Source organism: Ectobacillus funiculus (assembly GCF_004138295.1).
Classification (GTDB): Bacteria; Bacillota; Bacilli; order Bacillales; family Bacillaceae_G; genus Ectobacillus; species Ectobacillus funiculus.
Window position 1 is genome coordinate 76,019 of record NZ_SCFM01000012.1, and the last position, 21,485, is coordinate 97,503.

General features: G+C 42.8%; 17 protein-coding genes and 2 tRNA genes. 1 reads left to right on the forward strand and 18 read right to left on the reverse strand.

Features of this window, described 5'->3' with window-relative positions; all coding sequences use genetic code 11:
* Window positions 1-7: 7 nt before the first annotated feature.
* The 13 genes from hemL to EP737_RS09505 form a co-directional block, all read right to left on the reverse strand.
* Window positions 8-1,297 carry a glutamate-1-semialdehyde 2,1-aminomutase gene (gene hemL / locus EP737_RS09445; RefSeq protein WP_129727725.1) on the reverse strand — a complete coding sequence of 430 codons (1,290 nt, stop codon included), beginning with the start codon at window positions 1,295-1,297 and terminating at the stop codon, window positions 8-10.
* On the reverse strand, window positions 1,294-2,286 hold the full coding sequence (gene hemB, locus EP737_RS09450; RefSeq protein WP_129727881.1) for a porphobilinogen synthase: 993 nt from the start codon (window positions 2,284-2,286) through the stop codon (window positions 1,294-1,296). The genes hemL and hemB overlap by 4 nt, the downstream gene beginning before the upstream one ends.
* 36 nt (window positions 2,287-2,322) lie before the next feature.
* The gene (locus EP737_RS09455; RefSeq protein WP_129727726.1) at window positions 2,323-3,087 is read right to left on the reverse strand and encodes a uroporphyrinogen-III synthase; all 765 of its coding nucleotides are present in this window, start codon (window positions 3,085-3,087) and stop codon (window positions 2,323-2,325) included.
* Window position 3,088: 1 nt separating this feature from the next.
* On the reverse strand, window positions 3,089-4,015 hold the full coding sequence (hemC, locus tag EP737_RS09460) for a hydroxymethylbilane synthase (RefSeq protein ID WP_129727727.1): 927 nt from the start codon (window positions 4,013-4,015) through the stop codon (window positions 3,089-3,091).
* Window positions 4,016-4,033: 18 nt separating this feature from the next.
* Window positions 4,034-4,867, reverse strand: coding sequence for a cytochrome C assembly family protein (locus EP737_RS09465; protein ID WP_129727728.1), 834 nt, complete (start codon window positions 4,865-4,867; stop codon window positions 4,034-4,036).
* A gap of 18 nt (window positions 4,868-4,885) precedes the next feature.
* Window positions 4,886-6,226, reverse strand: a complete 1,341-nt coding sequence (gene hemA, locus EP737_RS09470) for a glutamyl-tRNA reductase (protein WP_129727729.1) — start codon at window positions 6,224-6,226, stop codon at window positions 4,886-4,888.
* A gap of 587 nt (window positions 6,227-6,813) precedes the next feature.
* On the reverse strand, window positions 6,814-7,425 hold the full coding sequence (gene yihA, locus EP737_RS09475; RefSeq protein ID WP_129727730.1) for a ribosome biogenesis GTP-binding protein YihA/YsxC: 612 nt from the start codon (window positions 7,423-7,425) through the stop codon (window positions 6,814-6,816).
* Window positions 7,422-9,743 carry an endopeptidase La gene (gene lon, locus EP737_RS09480; RefSeq protein ID WP_129727731.1) on the reverse strand — a complete coding sequence of 774 codons (2,322 nt, stop codon included), beginning with the start codon at window positions 9,741-9,743 and terminating at the stop codon, window positions 7,422-7,424. Before lon ends, yihA begins: the two co-directional genes overlap by 4 nt.
* Window positions 9,744-10,224: 481 nt before the next feature.
* Window positions 10,225-11,904, reverse strand: a complete 1,680-nt coding sequence (gene lonB, locus EP737_RS09485) for an ATP-dependent protease LonB (protein WP_129727732.1) — start codon at window positions 11,902-11,904, stop codon at window positions 10,225-10,227.
* 109 nt (window positions 11,905-12,013) lie between these two features.
* On the reverse strand, window positions 12,014-13,279 hold the full coding sequence (gene clpX / locus EP737_RS09490) for an ATP-dependent protease ATP-binding subunit ClpX (protein WP_129727733.1): 1,266 nt from the start codon (window positions 13,277-13,279) through the stop codon (window positions 12,014-12,016).
* 528 nt (window positions 13,280-13,807) lie between these two features.
* Entirely contained in the window at window positions 13,808-15,094 is a 1,287-nt protein-coding gene (tig, locus tag EP737_RS09495) for a trigger factor (protein WP_129727734.1), read from the reverse strand.
* A gap of 307 nt (window positions 15,095-15,401) precedes the next feature.
* Complete coding sequence (locus tag EP737_RS09500; RefSeq protein ID WP_129727735.1) at window positions 15,402-16,400, reverse strand: hypothetical protein; 999 nt, start codon at window positions 16,398-16,400, stop codon at window positions 15,402-15,404.
* A gap of 690 nt (window positions 16,401-17,090) precedes the next feature.
* Window positions 17,091-17,675, reverse strand: coding sequence for an ATP-binding protein (locus EP737_RS09505; RefSeq protein WP_129727736.1), 585 nt, complete (start codon window positions 17,673-17,675; stop codon window positions 17,091-17,093).
* A 429-nt stretch (window positions 17,676-18,104) separates the two neighbouring features.
* Between EP737_RS09505 and EP737_RS25505 the strand changes: the two genes are divergently transcribed.
* Entirely contained in the window at window positions 18,105-18,251 is a 147-nt protein-coding gene (locus EP737_RS25505) for a hypothetical protein (protein ID WP_165350736.1), read from the forward strand.
* 207 nt (window positions 18,252-18,458) lie between these two features.
* On the opposite strand, the gene EP737_RS09510 is transcribed toward EP737_RS25505, so the two are convergent.
* The 5 genes from EP737_RS09510 to rph all read right to left on the reverse strand — a co-directional run bounded on the left by EP737_RS09510 (window position 18,459) and on the right by rph (window position 20,621).
* Window positions 18,459-18,532: transfer RNA gene (locus EP737_RS09510), tRNA-Arg, on the reverse strand.
* A 12-nt stretch (window positions 18,533-18,544) separates the two neighbouring features.
* Window positions 18,545-18,618: transfer RNA gene (locus EP737_RS09515), tRNA-Gly, on the reverse strand.
* Between the two features lie 99 nt (window positions 18,619-18,717).
* Window positions 18,718-19,224, reverse strand: coding sequence for a metallophosphoesterase (locus tag EP737_RS09520; RefSeq protein WP_129727737.1), 507 nt, complete (start codon window positions 19,222-19,224; stop codon window positions 18,718-18,720).
* Window positions 19,225-19,236: 12 nt separating this feature from the next.
* On the reverse strand, window positions 19,237-19,869 hold the full coding sequence (locus EP737_RS09525; RefSeq protein WP_129727738.1) for an XTP/dITP diphosphatase: 633 nt from the start codon (window positions 19,867-19,869) through the stop codon (window positions 19,237-19,239).
* A 14-nt stretch (window positions 19,870-19,883) separates the two neighbouring features.
* Complete coding sequence (gene rph / locus EP737_RS09530) at window positions 19,884-20,621, reverse strand: ribonuclease PH (protein ID WP_129727739.1); 738 nt, start codon at window positions 20,619-20,621, stop codon at window positions 19,884-19,886.
* Window positions 20,622-21,485 lie beyond the last annotated feature (864 nt).

A 21,485-nucleotide genomic window follows, 5' to 3' on the forward strand; every position in this document is an offset into this window, starting at 1 on the left:
CTTTTTATCAACCCTTCAGCTTAGAAAAGGCAATTTCTGCTGCCTGAATTGTTTGTTCAATATCCTCATCACTGTGTGCAGTCGATAAGAATAATCCTTCAAACTGGGACGGAGGAAGGAAGACACCTTGCTCAATCATTTCACGGTAATACGCTGAGAAATACTCCAGATTCGATGTTTTGGCTGTTTCGTAATCAACAACTTTTTCATTTGTAAAGAAGAAGCCAACCATTGAGCCCACTCGGTTTATGCAATACGGGATATCATATGTTTCTGCCGCTGCCTGCAAACCGCGCTCGAGCAATTCCGCTTTTCGTTCAAACTCTCGGTAAGAGTCTGGCGTTAACTGGATCAACGTTTCGTAGCCTGCTGTCATCGCAAGCGGGTTCCCTGATAAGGTTCCTGCCTGATAAATCGGACCGCTTGGCGCAATGCGCTCCATAATGTCCGCTCTGCCTCCGTATGCTCCGACCGGCAGACCACCCCCAATTACCTTTCCAAGACATGTAAGATCTGGCGTTACACCGAAATAGCCCTGACCGCAATGATAGCCAACGCGGAAGCCCGTCATGACCTCATCAAATATCAGCAACGCTCCATGATCCTTTGTGATACTGCGTAGTCCCTCTAAAAAGCCAGGAAGCGGCGGAACAACCCCCATGTTTCCTGCTACAGGCTCGACAATCACAGCTGCAATATCATCGCCATATTGCTTAAATGCCACGCGCAAGCTCTCCAAATCATTATATGGGACTGTAATTGTATTGCTAGCCACTCCCTCTGGTACACCAGGGCTGTCTGGCAACCCGAGCGTAGCTACACCAGATCCGGCTTTAATCAATAAGGAATCTCCATGACCATGATAGCAGCCTTCAAATTTTACGATTTTATTTCTGCCTGTATAGCCGCGCGCAAGACGCAACGCACTCATGGTCGCCTCTGTTCCGGAGTTTACCATCCTCACAATTTCCACAGAGGGAACACGCTCGATAACAAGCTTTGCAAGTTCATTTTCAATGGCAGTCGGCGCTCCAAAGCTTGTACCCTTTTCAGCAACGCACTTTAGCGCTTCTACCACTCTATCGTTTGCATGTCCATGAATAAGAGGTCCCCATGATAGCACGTAGTCAATATACTCATTTCCATCAAGATCATAGACCCTCGATCCTTTGCCGCTCTCCATAAAAATCGGATTCATACCGACCGATTTAAAGGCGCGCACTGGGCTATTTACACCTCCGGGCATCAGACGTTTTGCCTCTTGAAAGGCTGCAATTGACTTACCAAAACTTCTCATTTGCTAACGTCTCCTTCCTTCAACCATTTTGCTGCATCCTTTGCAAAATATGTAAGAATTAAATCAGCTCCTGCACGCTTCATGCTAACAAGCTGCTCAAGTACAATTTCACGTTCATTAATCCACCCGTTTTGTGCAGCCGCTTTGACCATTGAATACTCACCGCTTACATTGTAAGCAACTATTGGCAAATTAAAGTTATTTTTCACATCGCGAATAATATCCAAATAAGAAAGGGCCGGCTTCACCATCAGGAAGTCTGCTCCCTCTAGCACATCTGATTCCGCCTCACGCAATGCTTCTAAACGGTTAGCCGGATCCATTTGGTACGCCTTTCGATCCCCGAACTTCGGTGAGCTATGAGCTGCATCGCGGAACGGACCATAGTGAGCGGAAGAAAATTTTACAGCATAAGACATAATCGGCACATGTGAAAATCCATTTTCATCAAGAGCATGGCGAATCGCCGCGACAAATCCATCCATCATATTGGATGGTGCGATAATATCAGCCCCTGCTTTCGCTTGGCTAACAGCTGTTTTAGCTAACAGCTCTAATGATTCGTCATTTACGATTACACCATTCTCAATGACGCCGCAATGACCGTGGCTTGTAAATTGACATAGGCACGTATCCGCAATGACAACAAGCTCTGGAAATTGCTCCTTCACCTGGGAAATTGCCTTTTGTACGATGCCATGGTCACAGTATGCAGAAGAACCCACCTCGTCCTTTTCATGTGGGATACCAAACACGATAATAGACTTGATGCCTAAATCTACAGCTTCCTGGATTTCCGCATTCAGAAGGTCTAACGACACCTGCTCCACACCTGGCATAGAAGCAACTGGATTACGCTTGTTTTCCCCTTCCACAACAAAAATCGGATAAATAAAATCTTCTGTATGCAAGTGCGTTTCTCTAACAAGCGCACGCATATTTGCTGTTTGCCGCAGGCGGCGGTGACGCTGAAATTGCAAATGCTTCATCGTTTTCCATCTCCCATTCATTTTCAGTTTCTCTTCCTATTGTATCCCGTTTGCAAAATGTTTCTCTAATCTTCGGAGTAAACCGTCAATCGTATATGTATCCGGGACGAGAACAGAAGGAAAATACGCTAGAGCCTCTCTCTCCGTAACTGGCCCTATACAAGCAATTGTACAACGTTTCGTCCATTCTCTCCAATTTGTTTCCTCAAGCAAAGCGGCAAAGTGGACAACAGTGGAGGGACTCGTGAAAGTCAAAACATCTGCTTGTTCAGAACGAAGCACCTCCATCAATAGCTCTTTAGCTGCTTCATTCCGTCTCGTTTCGTATACTACAATCTCATCAAGAAGAATGTGATTTGCCCGCAGTTCATTCGGAAGGATATCTCGCGCTAGATTCCCTTTTGGAAATAAAACACGCGCTCCCGGCTGAACAAATGAGAGAAACTCTCTTGCAAACACCTCAGCGACGAATTTCTCTGGCATAAAGTGGACCTGAAAACCATACGCTTCAAGCTCCTGTTTGGTTTTCTCCCCGACAGCCGCAAGCTTGACAGCAGACGGAATGTTGCCCATTCCGATTCCTTCCAGAAAAAAACGAACACCGTTTGTGCTTGTAAATATAATCCAATCGTATTCTTGCAAAGGTCTTGCCAGTTGCATGGCAGAAGGCTCAATCTGCAGCAGCGGTATTTCAATTGGAATGCCGCCGCGGTTGCGCACAGCCGCGGCCATTTCTTTCGCCTGTGTCTCCGCCCTCATAATTAGAACGGAGATATGGGAAAGAGGAGCAAGATGATTCATCCTACTCCTGCTCCTTTGATTGCTGCACTAACTTATCCGCGCCGCGGGCAATTAACAATCGAGCCACTTCTTCTCCTGCCTGCTGCGGATTTTGATTTGTTACTGTCTCTTTTAAAAGGACGGATCCATCCTTTGCACCAACAAGGGCTGTAAGCGTAAGCCCACTCTGTTCATTTATCGTCGCATATCCACCAATCGGAACTTGGCAGCCTCCCTCAAGCTTATGAAGAAACACACGTTCCGCTGCTACTGTACGTTCCGTTTCCTCATCGTTAAAAAGCTGCAATGCCTCCAATAATTCCTTGTCATCCGAGCGACATTCAATCGCAAGTGCCCCCTGCCCGACTGCCGGGATGCATGTAACGGGTTCCAGGTACTCAGTAATTACATCTTCAGCCCAGCCCATTCGCTTCAATCCTGCAGCAGCAAGCACGATTGCATCGTATTCTTCCTCCTGCAGCTTTTTAAGACGTGTATCGATATTACCGCGAATCCACTTTACCTGTAAGTCAGGGCGGGCAGCCAATAGCTGCGAGCTGCGTCGCAAGCTGCTTGTACCAACAACTGACCCAGCCGGCAGATTTGCAAATGAAACATGTTGTTTGGAAATGATAACATCACGAGGATCCTCTCTCTTTGGTACACAACCAATAGTTAATCCCTCTGGCAGCACAGCCGGCATATCCTTCATACTATGTACCGCCATGTCAATTTCCTGATCAAGCATCGCCTGCTCAATTTCCTTCACAAATAAGCCTTTGCCGCCTACCTTTGAGAGGGTAACATCTACAATAACGTCTCCCTTTGTAACAAATTCCTTTACCTCAAACTCAAATGGCAGACCGAGCTGCTTTAATTGTTCAATAACCCAATTTGTTTGTGTTAATGCAAGCTTGCTTCTTCTAGAACCTACAATAATTTTGCGCATATACTTTCTCTCCTACCGTTATGAGTACCAAAAATGAAATGATGACAAGCTGCTAAACAGAAAGATATTAATTAACATAATCAGAAAGGCACCAACATTCCAGTGCGCTACACTTCTTCCTTGCAGTTTATCAGATACCCTCAAATAAATGCCAATACAATATACGAACAATACGATAAATGACCCAATTACCTTCGGGTCATACCAATGGAAGTGATCAAGTTTCGCGTACGCCCAAATACATCCTAACAAAAGGGCGAGAAAGAAAAATGGAATAGAAAATAGGTTTAATATGTACGATAACGAGTCAAGCTTCGTTAAATTGCCAAGTCTCTGCAAACGAGCATTCCATTTTTTCTGCTTTAACAGCCGGTATTGCAGTAAATACATCACCGAAAAAATAAAAGATACTGTAAATGTCGCATATGAAACGACAGCCATGCCGACATGAACATACAGCAATTCTGAAACTAATTGATTTGCTAACACGGGCGGTGTTCTTCCCATCGGTGTAAAGATGGAGAATGCGCTCACACCAGCAGCGATAACATTTGTAAAAAATACGAGAAAATCAATACGCAATAGGCGATTTATCATCAAAGATAAAGAAATTAACAACCAAACGTAAAAATAAATACCTGAAAACAATGTAAGCATCGGGTTTGCATTCGTTTCTATCGTCCGCATCACCATAAATACTGTATGCAACACCCAAACAATGGAAAGTAACCAAAAGGCGGTCCGATTTGCCTTTTGGTTACTTTGCAAATAATCTATGAAATACAAGCTCACGCTGCAAGCATACAAGATAATAGCAACGTGATAAATCATGCTCCCGCCGAGAATACTCATTCCTTTATCCTCTCCGGACTATACAAGATGCTGAGCGGACAACGCCCATTTCTGCTCTTGCTTAACCTGCTCTTGTCTGCTTTCCTGCTGCGGAAACGATGCTACATTGAAAATTTTCGCAAACAGTTCTAACTTTTCCTCTGCATCATGTTCAGCCGCTAGTTCTTTTGCAACTAGAATCGGATCCTTCAGCATCTGGTTAATAATGCTCTTTGTATGCTTGTTAATGACCTTGCGCTCTCGCTCTGTCAATGTGGGAATTTTACGCTCGATGCTTTGCATCGTCTCGCTTTGAATCGCGAGCGCTTTTTCACGAAGCGCAGAAATAAGCGGTACAACACCAAGTGTATTCATCCAAGTTTTGAAAATCACAATTTCCTCTTCAAGCATAAGCTGAATTTTTTCCGCTTCCTTCAGACGCTCCTCTTTATTTGCCTCTACAACACCCTGCAAGTCATCGATATCATATAAAAATGCGCTCTCCAGCTCGCTAATGGCTGGATCTAAGTCACGTGGAACAGCAATATCCACCATGAAAATCGGACGGCCACGTCTTGTTTTTTCCACCTTTGCCATCATGTCCTTCGTAACAACATAATGCGCTGCTCCTGTTGAGCTAATTAAAATATCTGCTTTCTCTAATACACGCTGCAGGTCCGTTAATGGCATTGCCTGTCCCGCGTACTTTCTAGCCATCAATTCTGCCTTCTCAAACGTACGGTTCATTACTGTTACTCTGCCGACGCCGCTTCCGTACAAGTTTTGCAGAGCAAGCTCTCCCATTTTACCTGCTCCAAGAATCAGAACATGGCACTCTCGTAAATCCCCAAAGATTTTTTTTGCGAGCTCTACCGCTGCGTAGCTAACAGAAACAGCATTGCTGCCAATCGTTGTCTCTGAGTGTGCACGCTTGGCAGTAGTAACTGCTTGCTTAAACAATTCATTGAAAATTGTACCCGTCGTTTTCATATTCTGCGCCTGTAAAAAACTTGAGCGAACCTGCCCAAGAATTTGTGTTTCTCCAACTACCATCGAATCTAGTCCACAGGACACGCGGAACAAATGCTCAATTGCACTATCTTCCTCACGAATAAACAAATAAGGAGAAACTTCCTCAAGCGGAAGACCAAACCAATCAGATAAAAATTTCTTTACATAATAACGCCCTGTGTGAAGTTGATCAACAATTGCATAAATTTCCGTACGATTACAGGTTGATACAATCACATTCTCTAGTATACTCTTTTGCTGCTGTAGTTGAGTCATCGCCTTTTCCAGGTCTGAATCTTGAAACGACAGCTTTTCACGAATTTCTACAGGCGCCGTACGATAATTTACACCAACAGTCAGAACGTGCATGATTTGTCCCCCCTTTTCATCTGATTTTTCATCTATTTCCTATCATAATACAACTTGACCTGTTCAAACCTGACAAATATGTGAACATTATTTATTTCAGATCACAATTACACATTTCCGCAAAGCGTAACAAAATAAAATCATTCTATCTTGTACGTTATCAAAAAATGCCGGCATAATCAAGCAATGGAAACGATTCTACAGAAAAGAGAGCTGCTCCAAATAATGCTTGTCTAGCATACAAATATTTTTTTCAACCTCACCCTTTTTATTCCACTTTAAGAAAGCTGAAATTAAAGAAAACTCGCCGACTGGCAAGCCCTGCTCTTGGGCGAAGACAGAGGCGTAGTTGCACTTATACTTTGTTCCTAAAATTTCTCACGACGTCGAATGGTCTTCCTGCTAGAGAAATTTATACTTTCTTAAAGTGTAAAGAAAACTCACCGACTGGCGAGCCCTGCCCCTGGGCAAAGACAGAGGTGTAGCCCTACTTATACTGTATTCCTAAAATTTCCGACTACGTCGAATTCACTTTTAGCTGGAAATTTATACTTTTCTACAGCGTGAAAAAACGTGTGATGAATCCATCACACGTTCTCCTCTTCGCGTTCATGTATATGTGTAAATGTATGAATTGCTTTCCAAGCTTCCTCTTTACCAAGCCCTGTTTCGGAAGAAAATAACACAACAATATCTCCCTTTTCAATGTCCAGCGTCTCCTTGACAACCTTCAAATGCTTTTGCCATTTTCCCTTTGGGATTTTATCAGCCTTCGTTGCGATCACAATAACAGGAATCTCATAATGCTTTAAGAAGTCATACATCATAACATCGTCATTTGTAGGGGGATGACGTAAATCCACAATCTGAACAACTGCCTTAAGCTGCTCACGTCCGGTAAAATACGTTTCAATCATTTTACCCCACGTCTCTTTTTCTGACTTTGATACCTTGGCATAACCGTAACCAGGCACGTCTACAAAATACATGACATCGTTAATAATATAAAAATTCAATGTTTGTGTTTTTCCAGGCTTAGAAGAAATACGGGCTAGGCTTTTTCGGTTAATCATCCTGTTAATAAAGGACGATTTTCCGACATTAGAGCGCCCTGCCAAAGCAATTTCCGGAAGATCACCTTCTGGATATTGCGCGGGCTTCACAGCGCTGATGACAATTTCTGATTTCGTTACTTTCATTGCTTCACTCCTACTAACGCATGCTTTAGCACCTCATCAAGATGTGATACCGGCACAAAGGTTAGGTTTTCCTTTACACTCTCTGGAATATCATCGAGATCCTTTTCATTGTCTGCCGGGATAATCACCTTTTTCAGTCCAGCGCGGTGCGCACTCAGTGATTTTTCCTTTAGACCGCCAATCGGTAATACACGTCCGCGCAGAGTAATTTCTCCTGTCATGCCAACCTCTCTGCTAACAGGCCTGCCTGTGAGGGCTGAGATAAGTGCCGTTGCCATCGTAATCCCGGCAGACGGTCCATCCTTTGGCACGGCTCCTTCTGGTACATGGATGTGAATATCATTTTTCTCATGGAAATCAGGGTCGATATGCAGCTCAGCCGCACGGGAACGAATATAGCTGAATGCCGCCTGTGCTGATTCCTTCATAACATCGCCAAGCTTTCCTGTCAAAATTAACTTTCCTTTTCCAGGATATAGCGACACTTCAATTGCAAGCGTATCTCCGCCCGCTGCCGTGTAAGCAAGACCAGTTGCTACACCAACCTGATCCTGATGCTCTGCTTCTCCATAGCGGAATCTCTTTTTGCCAAGAAACTCTACCACACTCTTCTCTGTTACAACAATGCGCTTTCTATCTTCCGTAACAAGAATTTTAGCTGCTTTGCGACACACTGTTGCGAGCTGACGTTCAAGTGTCCGAACACCGGCCTCACGTGTGTAATAACGAATAATATCTAATAGGGCATCTTCTCGAACCTGCAGTTTTCCTTTACTAAGGCCATGCTCCTGCACCTGCTTTGGAAGCAAGTGGTCGCTTGCGATATGCACTTTCTCTAGTTCCGTATATCCGGCAATCGAGATAACCTCCATCCGATCCAACAGCGGGCCTGGAATGCTAGAGAGCGTATTAGCGGTAGCAATAAACATCACCTTCGATAAATTGTACGGCTCTTCAATGTAATGATCGCTAAAATTATGATTTTGTTCCGGGTCCAACACCTCCAGCAAGGCTGCAGACGGATCTCCTCGGAAATCACTTGACATTTTGTCGATCTCATCTAATAGAAACACTGGATTAATCGTTTTCGCTTTCTTCATCCCTTGAATAATGCGGCCAGGCATTGCTCCAACGTACGTTCTTCGGTGACCTCGAATCTCTGATTCGTCACGCACACCGCCTAGGGAAATACGAACAAAATTACGGTTTAATGATCTTGCAATCGAACGGGCAAGCGATGTTTTCCCGACGCCTGGAGGACCAACAAGACAGAGAATAGGTCCCTTTAAGGAGCGGGTGAGCTGTTGTACGGCAAGATACTCTAGTACACGCTCTTTTACCTTCTCGAGTCCAAAGTGATCTTCATCCAAAATTCCTTCAGCACGCTCAATGTCCAAAATGTCTTCTGTTGCTTCCGTCCAAGGAAGCGACAACAACCAATCAATATAATTACGAATAACTCCGCTCTCAGCAGAGCTAGCTGGCAGCTTTTCGTAACGATCCAGCTCGCGAAGCGCCGCTTGCTTTGTCTCGTTTGGCATGCCGGAGTTCTCAATTTTATCCCGCAGCTCTTCTACTTCCCCGCCTTTTCCTTCCTTGTCGCCAAGCTCCTTTTGGATTGCCTTCATCTGTTCACGAAGAAAATACTCTCTTTGTGTTCGTTCCATTGAACGCTTTACACGCTGCCCAATCTTCTTTTCAAGATTTAACAGCTCCTGCTCGTCTTGAATGAGAGCAATAAGCGTCTGCAGCCGTTCTTTAATATTAGTAATAGCCAATATTTCCTGCTTTTCCTTTGTTTTCAACGGCAGATGAGAGGAAATTAAATCAGCTAAACGTCCAGGCTCATCTATATCTGCAACAGTCGCAAATACCTCGTTGGAGATTTTCTTAGATAACTTGATGTATTCGTCAAATTGTTCAAGCAATGAACGCATCAATGCTTTCTCCTCTAAGTCTCCTGCTTCCTCATCCTCTAAGATGCGAACAGCAGCATTCGTAACATCTTCTTCCTCCAAAAGTTCCTGTATTTCTGCCCTATGTAAACCTTCTACAAGCACACGTACCGTATTATTCGGCAGCTTTAGCATTTGCTTCACCTTTGCCAGCGTACCGATCGGATACAAATCATCTTTATGCGGCTCGTCAATATTTACATCTTTTTGCATCACTAAAAACACAATATTGTCGTCTATCGCTGCATTTTCGAGCGCTTGTATCGATTTTTCTCGTCCTACATCAAGATGTAGAACCATCGTTGGATACACAAGAATGCCTCTCAATGGCAGGAGGGGAATAACCCTTTCGTTATCCTTCATGTTGTAATAGCACCTCCGATTTATAAATTCCCTGTTCAATTATTGTATATTACAACAGAACTGTTATGCAATTTCTGAGACATAAGAAAAGCAGATACGGTTTATTTTGCTGCGGGAGCCAAACAAACCGTGGACAAAGACAGGGGTGTAGTTGCCCTTATACTTTATTCCTAAAATTTCTCGCTACGTCGAATGATCTCCCAGCTAGAAATTTATACTTTCTTAAAGTGTTAAAAAGGACGAAAAACGAAAAATGGACTTCGCTTCAGCAGCAAGGCCTAAACGAAGTCAAACACAAGTAACCAGCTGGGCAGCCGATTGCTGTTTCTTAAAGCTAGCCCTGCCCTTGGGCGAAGACAGAGGCGTAGCTGCACTTACACTATATTCCTAAAATTTCTGACTACATCGAATAACTTCTAGCTAGAAATTTATACGTTTCTACAGCGTAAAGAAAACTCGTCGATTGGCGAGACCTGCCCAATTATATAGATTGAATATCCCCCTCATTAAAGGAAGACTGAATAGCTTCGATACTAGTACGCGTAGAGGAAGGAGCAGAAACAATCGCTCGTGCCAGTACCTCCTTCATATGCCGAACGGGTACAATTTCAATACCTTTAATGGAATATAAGATTGGCTGCATATTTTCTGCAGGAATGAGAACCATTTTGGCTCCTGCTTTTTTTGCCGCTTTAATCTTCGCATACACACCGCCTACCGGCTTTACTTCTCCATGAATGCTTATTTCACCAGTCATTGCAATTTCATTTTTCACATATACGCCGTGTACCGCAGAGTATACACCAACCGCCATTGCAATACCCGCAGATGGACCATCTACCGGTACTCCTCCTGGAAAGTTAATATGTACATCATACCCTTGCGGAAGTAATTCAAGTGAGCGAAGAACTGTCGTGACATTGTCAACAGACCCTTTGGCCATACTTTTACGACGAATCGACTTTGTCTGGCTTCCGATACTTTCCTCTTCTACAATTCCTGTAATCATAAGCGACCCTTTTCCATCCGTCGGTATCGCTGTTACTTCAATTTCTAAAAGAGCTCCCATGTTCGGACCATATACGGCCAAGCCGTTTACCAGACCGATTCTCGGAATTGGATAAATACGTTTTTCATGCTTTGGTGTAAGCTGGCTAGAGTGGATAACCCACTCAATATCTTCATCCTGAATATACGAACGATTTTCATTAATCGCCATCCCAGCTGCAATTTGCACAAGATTAATGGCTTCACGACCGTTTCGGGCATATTGCCCAATCATAGTCAGCCCTTTCCGCCCGATTTCTAGATTTACTTTAGATGCCGCATTTAAAGCAACCGCTTCAACCTCTTCCGTATCAAGCTCCCGGAAAAAAACTTCCAGACAGCGGGAACGAATTGCCGGAGGGATTTCCTCTGGTGATCTAGTTGTTGCGCCGACGAGACGAAAATCAGCTGGTAAACCATTTTGAAAAATGTCGTGAATATATGTAGGAATCATTGTGTTTTCTTCGCTATAATATGCACTTTCTAAAAAGACCTTTCGATCCTCAAGCACCTTAAGCATTTTGTTCATTTGAACCGGATGCAGTTCCCCAATTTCATCAATAAAGAGGATACCGCCGTGTGCATCAGTTACTGCTCCCTTTTTCGGCTGCGGAATTCCGGCCTGCCCCATCGCTCCGGCTCCCTGATAAATCGGGTCATGCACTGAACCAATCAGGGGATCTGCAATTCCTCTTTCATCAAAACGTGCTGTTGTTGCATCAAGCTCAACGAAGACAGATGCTGCACGAAATGGAGATTTCGCATTTTTTTTCGCTTCCTCTAGCACAAGCCTAGCAGCAGCTGTTTTGCCGACTCCCGGAGGGCCGTATATAATGACGTGCTGCGGATTTGGTCCGCACAGCGCTGCTTTTAGCGCTTTAATGCCATCCTCTTGACCAATAATATCAGCAAACGAAGATGGCCTCACTCGTTCAGCAAGCGGCTCTGTCAAGGAAACCATCCTCATTTTTCGGAGCTGCTCCATCTCTTTTCGTGACTCTTTATCAATTGAAACCTTTTGCGTGCGCTGACTTCTAAGCAAATGCCAAAAGTAGAGACCAACAATTACACCAAGCGCCAACTGAATGAGCAAAATGATGTTCGTCCAGCTCATCACAATCCCTCCCAAACCCTACTATTTTCTTCTAGTATCTCCGAGTAAGGTGTAGGATAAACATAAGAAGAAACAGCAATTGTGGACAATTGCTGTTTCTCTCTATACATTACGCTGATGTTTTTGTGCCTTGCTCTAATATCGTACCGTCATGAAGCACAAGCTTTGGCGGTGCTCCATCAGCAACGGTTTCTTGTGAAATAATGCATTTCTCAATATCATCGCGGGATGGAAGTTCAAACATCACATCAAGCATAATGCCTTCAATGATGGAACGTAATCCACGTGCACCCGTTTTGCGCTCAATCGCCTTTTTAGCAATTTCAAGCAGCGCTCCTTCTTCAAACTCTAATTCAACATCATCGAGTTCTAGAAGCTTTTGATATTGCTTCACAAGCGCATTCTTCGGCTTTGTCAAAATTTCAACAAGTGCATCCTCATCCAATTGCTCCAAGTTTGCAATTACTGGAAGACGACCGATGAATTCAGGAATCAAACCAAACTTCAACAAATCCTCTGGAAGCACATGTGATAGAACTTTTTCGTCATCTACATGTTTCTTTGCCGTACCTGTCTCAAAGCCAATAACCTTTTTGCCTAGGCGGCGCTTAATGATTTGTTCGATGCCATCAAATGCTCCACCGCAAATAAAGAGAATATTTGTTGTATCAATTTGAATAAACTCCTGATGCGGATGCTTGCGGCCTCCTTGTGGCGGAACGCTGGCAACCGTACCTTCTAAAATTTTCAAAAGTGCCTGCTGCACACCTTCTCCTGACACATCGCGTGTAATTGAAGGATTTTCAGACTTACGTGCTACTTTATCAATTTCGTCTATGTAGATAATCCCTTTTTCTGCTTTCTCTACATCGTAATCAGCTGCCTGAATCAGCTTTAACAAAATATTTTCTACATCTTCTCCGACATACCCGGCTTCTGTTAAAGAAGTCGCATCGGCAATTGCAAACGGAACGTTCAAAATACGTGCCAAGGTTTGTGCCAATAACGTTTTACCGCTTCCTGTCGGTCCAATTAGGGCGATATTGCTTTTCGACAATTCAACATCATCAATCTTGCTGTTAGAGTTAATACGTTTATAGTGGTTGTATACTGCAACTGCCAAAGCTTTTTTTGCCTTATTTTGTCCGATTACATATTCAGCCAAAATCTCGCGGATCTCTGCTGGTTTTGGAACATCCTTGAATTCTACTTCATCGTCCTTAGATAACTCCTCTTGAACGATTTCAGTACAAAGTTCAATACACTCATCGCAAATATAAACTCCTGGTCCTGCTACAAGCTTACGCACTTGCGTTTGCGTTTTACCGCAAAAAGAACATTTTAATTGCCCTTTTTCATCATTAAATTTAAACATACCTTCACACCCCTTAAAAAGTGCTAGAAACAGTACCCACTATATGTAGAATGAAATTACTACCGTATGTAAATACATATTATGTCACTATGTGCTTAGAAATACAAATTATATGGTTTCATATGTACAGGGCAAATTTTTTACAACCTTTAAAAAATATATATTCTGTGTCACTTAAGCGTTTTCCTGCAATCCAAGAAAAATGGTTATAAAGAAAACTCGCTGTTTGCGAGCCCTGTCCCTGGGCGAAAACAGAGGCGTAGTTGTACTTACACTGTACTCCTAAAATTTCCAACCACATCAAATTTGCTTTCGGCTGGAAATTTATACTTTCTTACAGTGTAAAGAAAAGCAGCCACAGTCCAGTTTGCTCCTGCAGTAAACTATTCCCCTCTATCAGAAAAGCTTTTCGATCCTTATATGTATGGCGAGTCTTATATCACTGATCGAAACAAAGTTCTCTTCTCAAAAAAGGCTTTCCTTATAAAACAGGGCACGATCAAACATCGCGCCCTGTTTATATATAATTTACGCAGTAACTTTGCTGCTTTCCACTAGGAAATCAACTGCCTTGCGAATTTTCAAGTCTTCTTTTAGTCCTTCAAGACTTCCAAGAGCTTGTGTTACAGCCTCAGCTGTCATGTTGTACATTTCAGCCATTTTTTGTACTTCTTCATTTACCGCTTCGTCTGCTGCTTCGATACCCTCTGCCTCAATAATCGTTTCAAGCACAAGGTTTGTTTTTACGCGGGATTGCGCATCTTCTTGCATTTGCCCTTTCAGAGCAGCCTCGTCTGTACCTGTGAATTGGTAGTACAATTCTAGGTTCATGCCTTGATATTGAAGGCGTTGCTCGAATTCACGAAGCATGCGGCCTAGTTCTGTTTCAATCATCGCTGCTGGAATTTCAACTTCTGCATTTGCAACAGCTTTAGCTACCGCATCGTCACGAAGTTTGTTTTCCGCATCGCGTTTTTTGCTTTCTTCTAGGTCAGCACGAAGCTTCGCTTTTAATTCATCAAGCGTTTCAACTTCCTCGTTTACGTCTTTCGCGAACTCATCGTCTAAAGCAGGAAGCTCTTGTGCTTTAATTTCGTGTACTTTTACTTTGAATACAGCAGGCTTGCCAGCTAAATCAGCAGCATGGTATTCTTCAGGGAACGCTACTTCTACATCCTTCTCTTCGCCTGTTTTTAAGCCAACTAATTGCTCTTCAAAGCCTGGGATGAATGTACCGGAACCGATTGTAAGAGAATAGTTCTCGCCTTTTCCGCCCTCGAATGCTGCACCGTCAACAAAGCCTTCGAAATCAATTACAGCTGTATCGCCGTTTTCAACTGCGCCGTCTTCTTTCACAACAAGCTCAGCTTGCTTCTCTTGCAGCTTTGTCAATTCGTTTGCTACATCTTCATCTGTTACAGTTTCGTCTTCTTTTGTAAGCTCTAAGCCTTTGTATTCGCCCAATTTCACTTCAGGCTTTACTGTTACCTTCGCAGTAAAGATTAGATTTTTTCCCTTTTCTAATTGCTCGACGTCAATTTCAGGGTGCGCAACAGGGAAGATTCCTGTCTCATCCACTGCACTTGAATATGCTTGTGGTAAAATAATGTCTAACGCATCTTGATATAAAGACTCTACGCCAAAGCGTTGCTCGAACAATGGACGAGGCATTTTCCCTTTACGGAAACCAGGTACATTAATTGTTTTTACAACCTTCTTGAATGCTGCATCTAACGCTTGGTTTACTTCTGCAACGTCAACCTCTACTGTTAGTACGCCAACGCTACCTTCTAATTTTTCCCACTTTGCAACCATTTATTCTTTCCCTCCAACAACGATATTAATAAACTATTATGACTCGGTATGTATGTCCGAGAACAATACGAAACTGAGTAAAGTGCTGTTGCTTTACTTGCTTCACGAAAAAGGCAGGAATCTGCCTCCTGCAACCATTACATTATAACATAGAATATTATCGTTTCAACATCACCGTACGTTCTTTTTCTTTACACTGTAAGAAAGTATAAATTTCCAACTGGAAGTCATGCGACGTAGTTGGGAATTTTAAGAATACAGTGTAAGTACAAATATGCCCCTATCTCCGCCAATCGGCGAGTTTTCTTTACAGCGGCAGCAGCCCTTCCTGCTCAATCTTCAAAAGCTGTGAATAAGCTTCTTCCATGTCAGCTTGGGAGATGCCGTAACGGGAAACAATTTGTTCATCAATCGGTGACAGCATAAAACGCTCATTTCCAATTTTCTCAAGAACAGCTGCCCAAACTCGAACATCAAGAGGAAGAAGAGAAAATGGAAAAACAAGGAACATGATTTCATACCAATACTCCGCTAAGGCCTGGATCATCGTGGGGTTTTGTCCGCCTGTTCCTCTCTCCGCCTCAAGCAGTACACCGGTAACAAAAGTATCTTCCTTTATATCGGGAAGTTCACAAGGAACAACAGACATGGTTCTGCCAAACTTCGTCACGGAAACCTCATCACGAACACCGCTTTCCATCAAGAGCTGCAACAAAACGGACTTTACATACGGATGATTCGTTTCATCCTCAAGAAAGCGTGCAACGAATGGACCGGCTGGCATAGAACCGCGCTGCCTCAAACTATATAGAGCTTGCAGCTGCTTAGCTACATCACGTGTCCCTAACGCTGTCTCTACCTCTTCCTCCTCAGGTGATTTCGGAATCTCACTTTCTAATCCTTCCATTTTTTCGGCAAACGAAAGCAACGGATATAGCTTTTCTCTTTGTTCATTAGAAAGCTCACGATCTGCTAAAGCAAAATGAACTACTTCTGCAACCGCTTGATAGTCATGCTGCTGCAGCAAAACGGAAAGATACATCTCGAGTACCTCAAAAAATAGTCTGTCACTCCTCTTTAATAGCGCTCCGCACCGCTTTCTCGCTTCCTTTAAATCATGAAGCTCTATTAGACAGACAACTGCAGCAAACTCTGACTCCTCATCCTCAAACCCATATTCACCTAACTGGTTAAAACAGTCTAGCGCCTCAGAAAATTGTTTGTTATGTAAAGAATCAAAACCTTTTTCCCGCAAACGGTCACTCAGGTTCGGAAACATAATGACCGTTTTCTCTTTTTCCTCCATACCTTCGCCTCTTTTTAAGGTTTTCTACACTTAAAGGTACTATAGCAGAAGAAGGTTTGAAACACAATATATGGCATATTTCGCATAGAAATTTATGGTTTCTTCCTTGTAATGATGGTTCTATCTAAACTATGCGTAAAGCCTTGTAGTTTGTATCCCACAAGGCACGCAAGCAACAAGACTTCTTATTTATCTGCTATCTCAAATACTCAACTCAACGCCTAGCCTTTCCTGTATGAAATCCACTCTCCGCCGAAAGATAGCCATTACAATTGATTTCTTCCAACACCTTTTATGCCACATCACTTTAAAGAAAACTCGCCGATTGGCGAGCCCTGCCTTTGGGCAAAGCCAGAGGCGTAGCCCTACTTATACTGTATTCCTAAAATTTCTCACTACGTCGAATTGGCTTCTAGCTAGAAATTTATACTTTTTTAAAGTGTAAAAAAACCCCGAATGTAGGTTCTTATACTATCGCTTTTCTAATATCTTTGCAATTTATAGGAATAAAAACAATTATCTTTACTAAGCATTTCATTTTCTAGCTATAAATGGGCATCCTATCAAAGTAAAATGGGGGGTGAATCCACTGAAAGAATCCTATCCAAGCTTTAAAGAAATACAAGACCTCCAACATAAATTACAGAAGATGCTTACAGACTACTGGCTTCATCACGATTTATTTACTTTTCAATGGTGGTTGCTTTTATGTATCTGGATTGTTCCCTGGATAATATGGTGGAGGTATGTACAACGAAAGAGAATCAAGGAAATTTTATTGTTTGGGTCTCTGTTAATCGTACTGTGAACGGAGATATTTCCTCCGTGTTTATGTATAGTTGTAAACACTTGAGTTAGAGTTAGACCCAGACCTGTCCCTTCGCTTTTAGTAGAAAAAAATGGTGTTCCCAGCATTTTCACTTTATCTTCAGGGATTCCTACTCCTGTATCACTCACTTTTATATGAATCCATTCATTTTGATAGTAATGTTCAATTTTAATTTTTCCTGTGTCCTGAATAGCCTCAATCGCGTTCTTTATTAGATTAAAAAATGCTTTTAGAAATAAGTTTCTTTTTCCAATGATTTTTCTCTCCGAATCCCTTAAATCCATTTCTAGTTTCACGTTATAAAGTCTTTCTTGGAATAAAAACAATAGAGACTCTAACTCCTGACATAGATCAATTGGAACAAGCGATTCCTCATGCAAATTAGGTTTGGATACCTGTAACAGATTTTGGAGAGTCGTCAACGCTTTTTCTAATTCAGATTCCATCCAATTGTAAAATGCAAGTTTTATTTCACCCTTCCCCACTACACTATGTAAACATTATTCCGCTTGCGTTATAATGCTTCGGTCGAAGAACAGACTATCATTTTTGCATAAACTCTTAGTGCAATACGCTGTTTATCTCGGAAAAAATTACAACAAATAGGAAACTCTTCCTATTTCAAATTCACAAAACTGTAAAAACATTGGGTTATTTTACCGTTATGTTATTTTTATACTGCAATGACTTTATACCACTTAGTCAAAACAAAAGACCTTCTATATCATTCAATGTTGAAGTCAATAACAGGTGTAATTTCTTACATGACCGTTAAGCCCTACACTATCTAATACCACACGAAACTGACTGTTTTGACACTTCTGCGAAAGTTTTTTTTCGAGCGGTGGAGCATACTATCGGTGGAGGTGATAAACATGGGAAACAATCAAGATCCGCATGTAAAAAAGAAAAAGCACGCTGATGGTCAGTATCAGGAGCAAACTGCTGTTGTAAATACAGAAGGTTATTTCGCTCCTAAGAATTCCAATACCGAAGCTCTTAATGCTGTAAAAAAACAATAAAAAAACTGAGCACGGGAAAATCACCCGTGCTCAGTTTTTTTATTCCAGCTAATTTTACTGTCTATTCTAATAAACGTGCCAAAAACGCCCACAGAAGCGTTCGACAGCTACATCAAAAAACAACAAAAAAGGCTGGTATACATCGGACAGTTCTAGTTATGACTAACCATGAACATCCTTGACATACCAACCTTTTCTCTTATAAAGCGTCCCAGGAGAGATTCGAACTCCCGACCGACGGCTTAGAAGGCCGTTGCTCTATCCTGCTGAGCTACTGGGACATATAAAATTATTGGAGCGGGTGATGGGAATCGAACCCACGCTATCAGCTTGGAAGGCTGAAGTTCTACCATTAAACTACACCCGCACTTAGTATTAAGTGCTGTCGTCCTATCGACAATTCTTATTATATTCACATTCAAAGTGAAAGTCAACACCTTTTCAGGTGGTTAGAGAATTTTTTTCTCTAACCAAGCTGAAAAGTTTGCTGCGCAGCAAGTCTTCCATTCAAATCATAAAAAGCAACAGAAGCATCATGACCTTCCACTTCTACAATTGCATATGTTTTTTCTCTGCGCAAGCGCGGCAGTAATATGCTTCCCGGATTGATGAGAAGAACGCCGTCTACAACTTCTGCACCCATAATATGCGAGTGTCCGAAGCACGCGAGATGCGCTCCAGCTTCTTTTGCCCGGTACAGCAGGTTTTGCATTGTAGCCTTTACATTGTACAAATGACCGTGTGTGACAAAGAAGCGAATACCTTGTACATCCTGTATGATTTCATTCGGATACGAACTGCCGAAATCACAATTTCCATTTACGACCTGATAACCGTGCAGTTCTGTCTGCTGCGGCGAAAGCTCAGAATCACCGCAATGAATCATGATATCTACCGTATTCTCGTACTTTTGCTTCAATTCTTGCAATTCCCCAGTTAAACCATGACTATCACTTACAATTAAAGCCTTCATTCTTCTCCCCCATTACAAATCATCAAAATCGTCGGACTTCTCTCCTAAAAACCACACCGGAATTTTTTGCTCAAGTTTGCGAAGCGCACGACCACGGTGGCTTACTTTATTTTTTTCTTCGGGGGATAATTCTGCCATCGATCGTTTAAACTCTTCTACGTAAAAAATAGGATCGTAGCCGAATCCTTTGTCACCGCGCTTTTGCTCTAGGATTTTCCCTTCGCATGTCCCATTTACAATCACTGTTTTTTTGTCTTCTTCTGGAAACGCAACGGCAAGGGCACAGTAAAAACGGGCTGTCCGCTTTTCTTCCTGGACATTCTTCAATCCTTGCAGCACCTTCTGCATGTTTGCTTCATCATTCTTATCTTCACCCGCATAACGCGCAGAGCGAACACCCGGCTTACCATTTAAGGCGTCCACGATGAGACCAGAGTCGTCGGCAATTACAATTTGTTGGATTTGCTTGCTTAAGGCTTCTGCTTTAATAATAGCATTCTCTTCAAATGTATCGCCTGTCTCCTCTGCCTCTTCAACATCCGCGTAATCATAGAGAGATTTCACCTCTAGATCAAATTTCTCAAATAATCGTTCGAATTCACGAACCTTACCTGCATTTTTTGTTGCTATGACCACTTGCTTCATATTCGCCCCAACCTTTACCCAATTTTTTGTGCAATTTCACCTAACGCTTCTTTTTGCAGCTCAATTAGCTGTTGAATGCCGAATTCTGCCGTTTCTAAAAGCTGATGCAACTCTTCTTTGCTGAATGTCGCTTCCTCACCTGTTCCTTGCAATTCCACGAACTGTCCTTTCCCTGTCATTACAATGTTCATATCAACCTGTGCCTTGGAATCCTCGGCATAATTTAAATCAAGCACAACCCCCGCATCCTCTATCATTCCTACAGATGTTGCGGCTAGGTAATCCTTAACAGGAACAGCTGGGAGCTTTCCTATTTCAACAAGCTTTTGAAATGCCAGCACCATCGCGACAAATGCTCCTGTAATAGAAGCGGTTCTTGTGCCGCCGTCCGCTTGAATGACATCACAATCAATCCATACCGTCTTCTCCCCAAGCGTATCCAAGTCCACAACTGCTCGAAGTGCGCGGCCGATCAAACGCTGAATTTCCATTGTGCGTCCTGATACCTTGCCTTTACTGGATTCGCGAATCGTGCGCTGTTCTGTCGCGCGAGGCAGCATCGCATACTCTGCCGTAATCCAACCCTTCCCTTTTCCCCTCATAAAAGGCGGAACACGATCATCAATACTTGCTGTACAAATTACCTTTGTATCCCCAACTTCAATGAGGACAGAGCCCTCAGCATGCTTTATGTAATGCGTTTGCATATGTATAGGGCGCAATTCATCCTTTTGGCGTCCATCCACTCTCATAAAAATACCTCCTTGCCATCCTACTCTATCTGTAGTATAGCCTATTTACACTTATGTATGATAAAGAAAACTCGCCGACTGGCGAGCCCTGCCTTTGGGCGAAGACAGAGGCGTAGTTGCACTTATACTGTACTCTTAAAATTTCCGACTACGTCGAATTCACTTCTAGCTGGAAATTTATACGTTCTTACAGTGTAAAGAAAACTCGCCGACTGGCGAGCCCTGCCTTTGGGCGAAGACAGAGGCGTAGTTGCACTTATACTGTATTCTTAAAATTTCCGACTACGTCGAATTCACTTCTAGCTGGAAATTTATACGTTCTTACAGTGTAAAGAAAACTCGCCGACTGGCGAGCCCTGCCTTTGGGCGAAGACAGAGGCGTAGTTGCACTTATACTGTATTCTTAAAATTTCCGACTACGTCGAATTCACTTCTAGCTGGAAATTTATACGTTCTTACAGTGTAAAGAAAACTCGCCGACTGGCGAGCCCTGCCTTTGGGCGAAGACAGAGGCGTAGTTGCACTTATACTGTATTCTTAAAATTTCCGACTACGTCGAATTCACTTCTAGCTGGAAATTTATACGTTCTTACAGTGTAAAGAAAACTCGCCGACTGGCGAGCCCTGCCTTTGGGCGAAGACAGAGGCGTAGTTGCACTTATACTGTATTCTTAAAATTTCCGACTACGTCGAATTCACTTCTAGCTGGAAATTTATACGTTCTTACAGTGTAAAGAAAACTCGCCGACTGGCGAGCCCTGCTCCCGGGCGAAGACAGAGGCGTAGTTGCACTTATACTGTATTCCTAAAATTTCTCCTTACGTCGAATGATCTCCCAGCTAGAAATTTATACGTTCTTACAGT

Excerpts from the sequence above, each read along its gene's own strand:
- EP737_RS09525 (WP_129727738.1), bottom strand. The coding sequence starts at position 19,869 with ATGAAGCAAGTGGTCATAGCAACAAAAAATGCAGGTAAGGTTCGTGAA.
- lonB (WP_129727732.1), bottom strand. The coding sequence starts at position 11,904 with ATGAGCTGGACGAACATCATTTTGCTCATTCAGTTGGCGCTTGGTGTA.
- lon (WP_129727731.1), bottom strand. The coding sequence starts at position 9,743 with ATGAAGGATAACGAAAGGGTTATTCCCCTCCTGCCATTGAGAGGCATT.
- EP737_RS09520 (WP_129727737.1), bottom strand. The coding sequence starts at position 19,224 with ATGAAGGCTTTAATTGTAAGTGATAGTCATGGTTTAACTGGGGAATTG.
- rph (WP_129727739.1), bottom strand. The coding sequence starts at position 20,621 with ATGAGAGTGGATGGACGCCAAAAGGATGAATTGCGCCCTATACATATG.
- clpX (WP_129727733.1), bottom strand. The coding sequence starts at position 13,279 with ATGTTTAAATTTAATGATGAAAAAGGGCAATTAAAATGTTCTTTTTGC.
- hemC (WP_129727727.1), bottom strand. The coding sequence starts at position 4,015 with ATGCGCAAAATTATTGTAGGTTCTAGAAGAAGCAAGCTTGCATTAACA.
- tig (WP_129727734.1), bottom strand. The coding sequence starts at position 15,094 with ATGGTTGCAAAGTGGGAAAAATTAGAAGGTAGCGTTGGCGTACTAACA.
- hemB (WP_129727881.1), bottom strand. The coding sequence starts at position 2,286 with ATGAAGCATTTGCAATTTCAGCGTCACCGCCGCCTGCGGCAAACAGCA.
- EP737_RS09455 (WP_129727726.1), bottom strand. The coding sequence starts at position 3,087 with ATGAATCATCTTGCTCCTCTTTCCCATATCTCCGTTCTAATTATGAGG.
- EP737_RS09505 (WP_129727736.1), bottom strand. The coding sequence starts at position 17,675 with ATGGAATCTGAATTAGAAAAAGCGTTGACGACTCTCCAAAATCTGTTA.
- EP737_RS09500 (WP_129727735.1), bottom strand. The coding sequence starts at position 16,400 with ATGGAGGAAAAAGAGAAAACGGTCATTATGTTTCCGAACCTGAGTGAC.
- EP737_RS09465 (WP_129727728.1), bottom strand. The coding sequence starts at position 4,867 with ATGAGTATTCTCGGCGGGAGCATGATTTATCACGTTGCTATTATCTTG.
- hemL (WP_129727725.1), bottom strand. The coding sequence starts at position 1,297 with ATGAGAAGTTTTGGTAAGTCAATTGCAGCCTTTCAAGAGGCAAAACGT.
- yihA (WP_129727730.1), bottom strand. The coding sequence starts at position 7,425 with ATGAAAGTAACGAAATCAGAAATTGTCATCAGCGCTGTGAAGCCCGCG.
- EP737_RS25505 (WP_165350736.1), top strand. The coding sequence starts at position 18,105 with ATGGGAAACAATCAAGATCCGCATGTAAAAAAGAAAAAGCACGCTGAT.
- hemA (WP_129727729.1), bottom strand. The coding sequence starts at position 6,226 with ATGCACGTTCTGACTGTTGGTGTAAATTATCGTACGGCGCCTGTAGAA.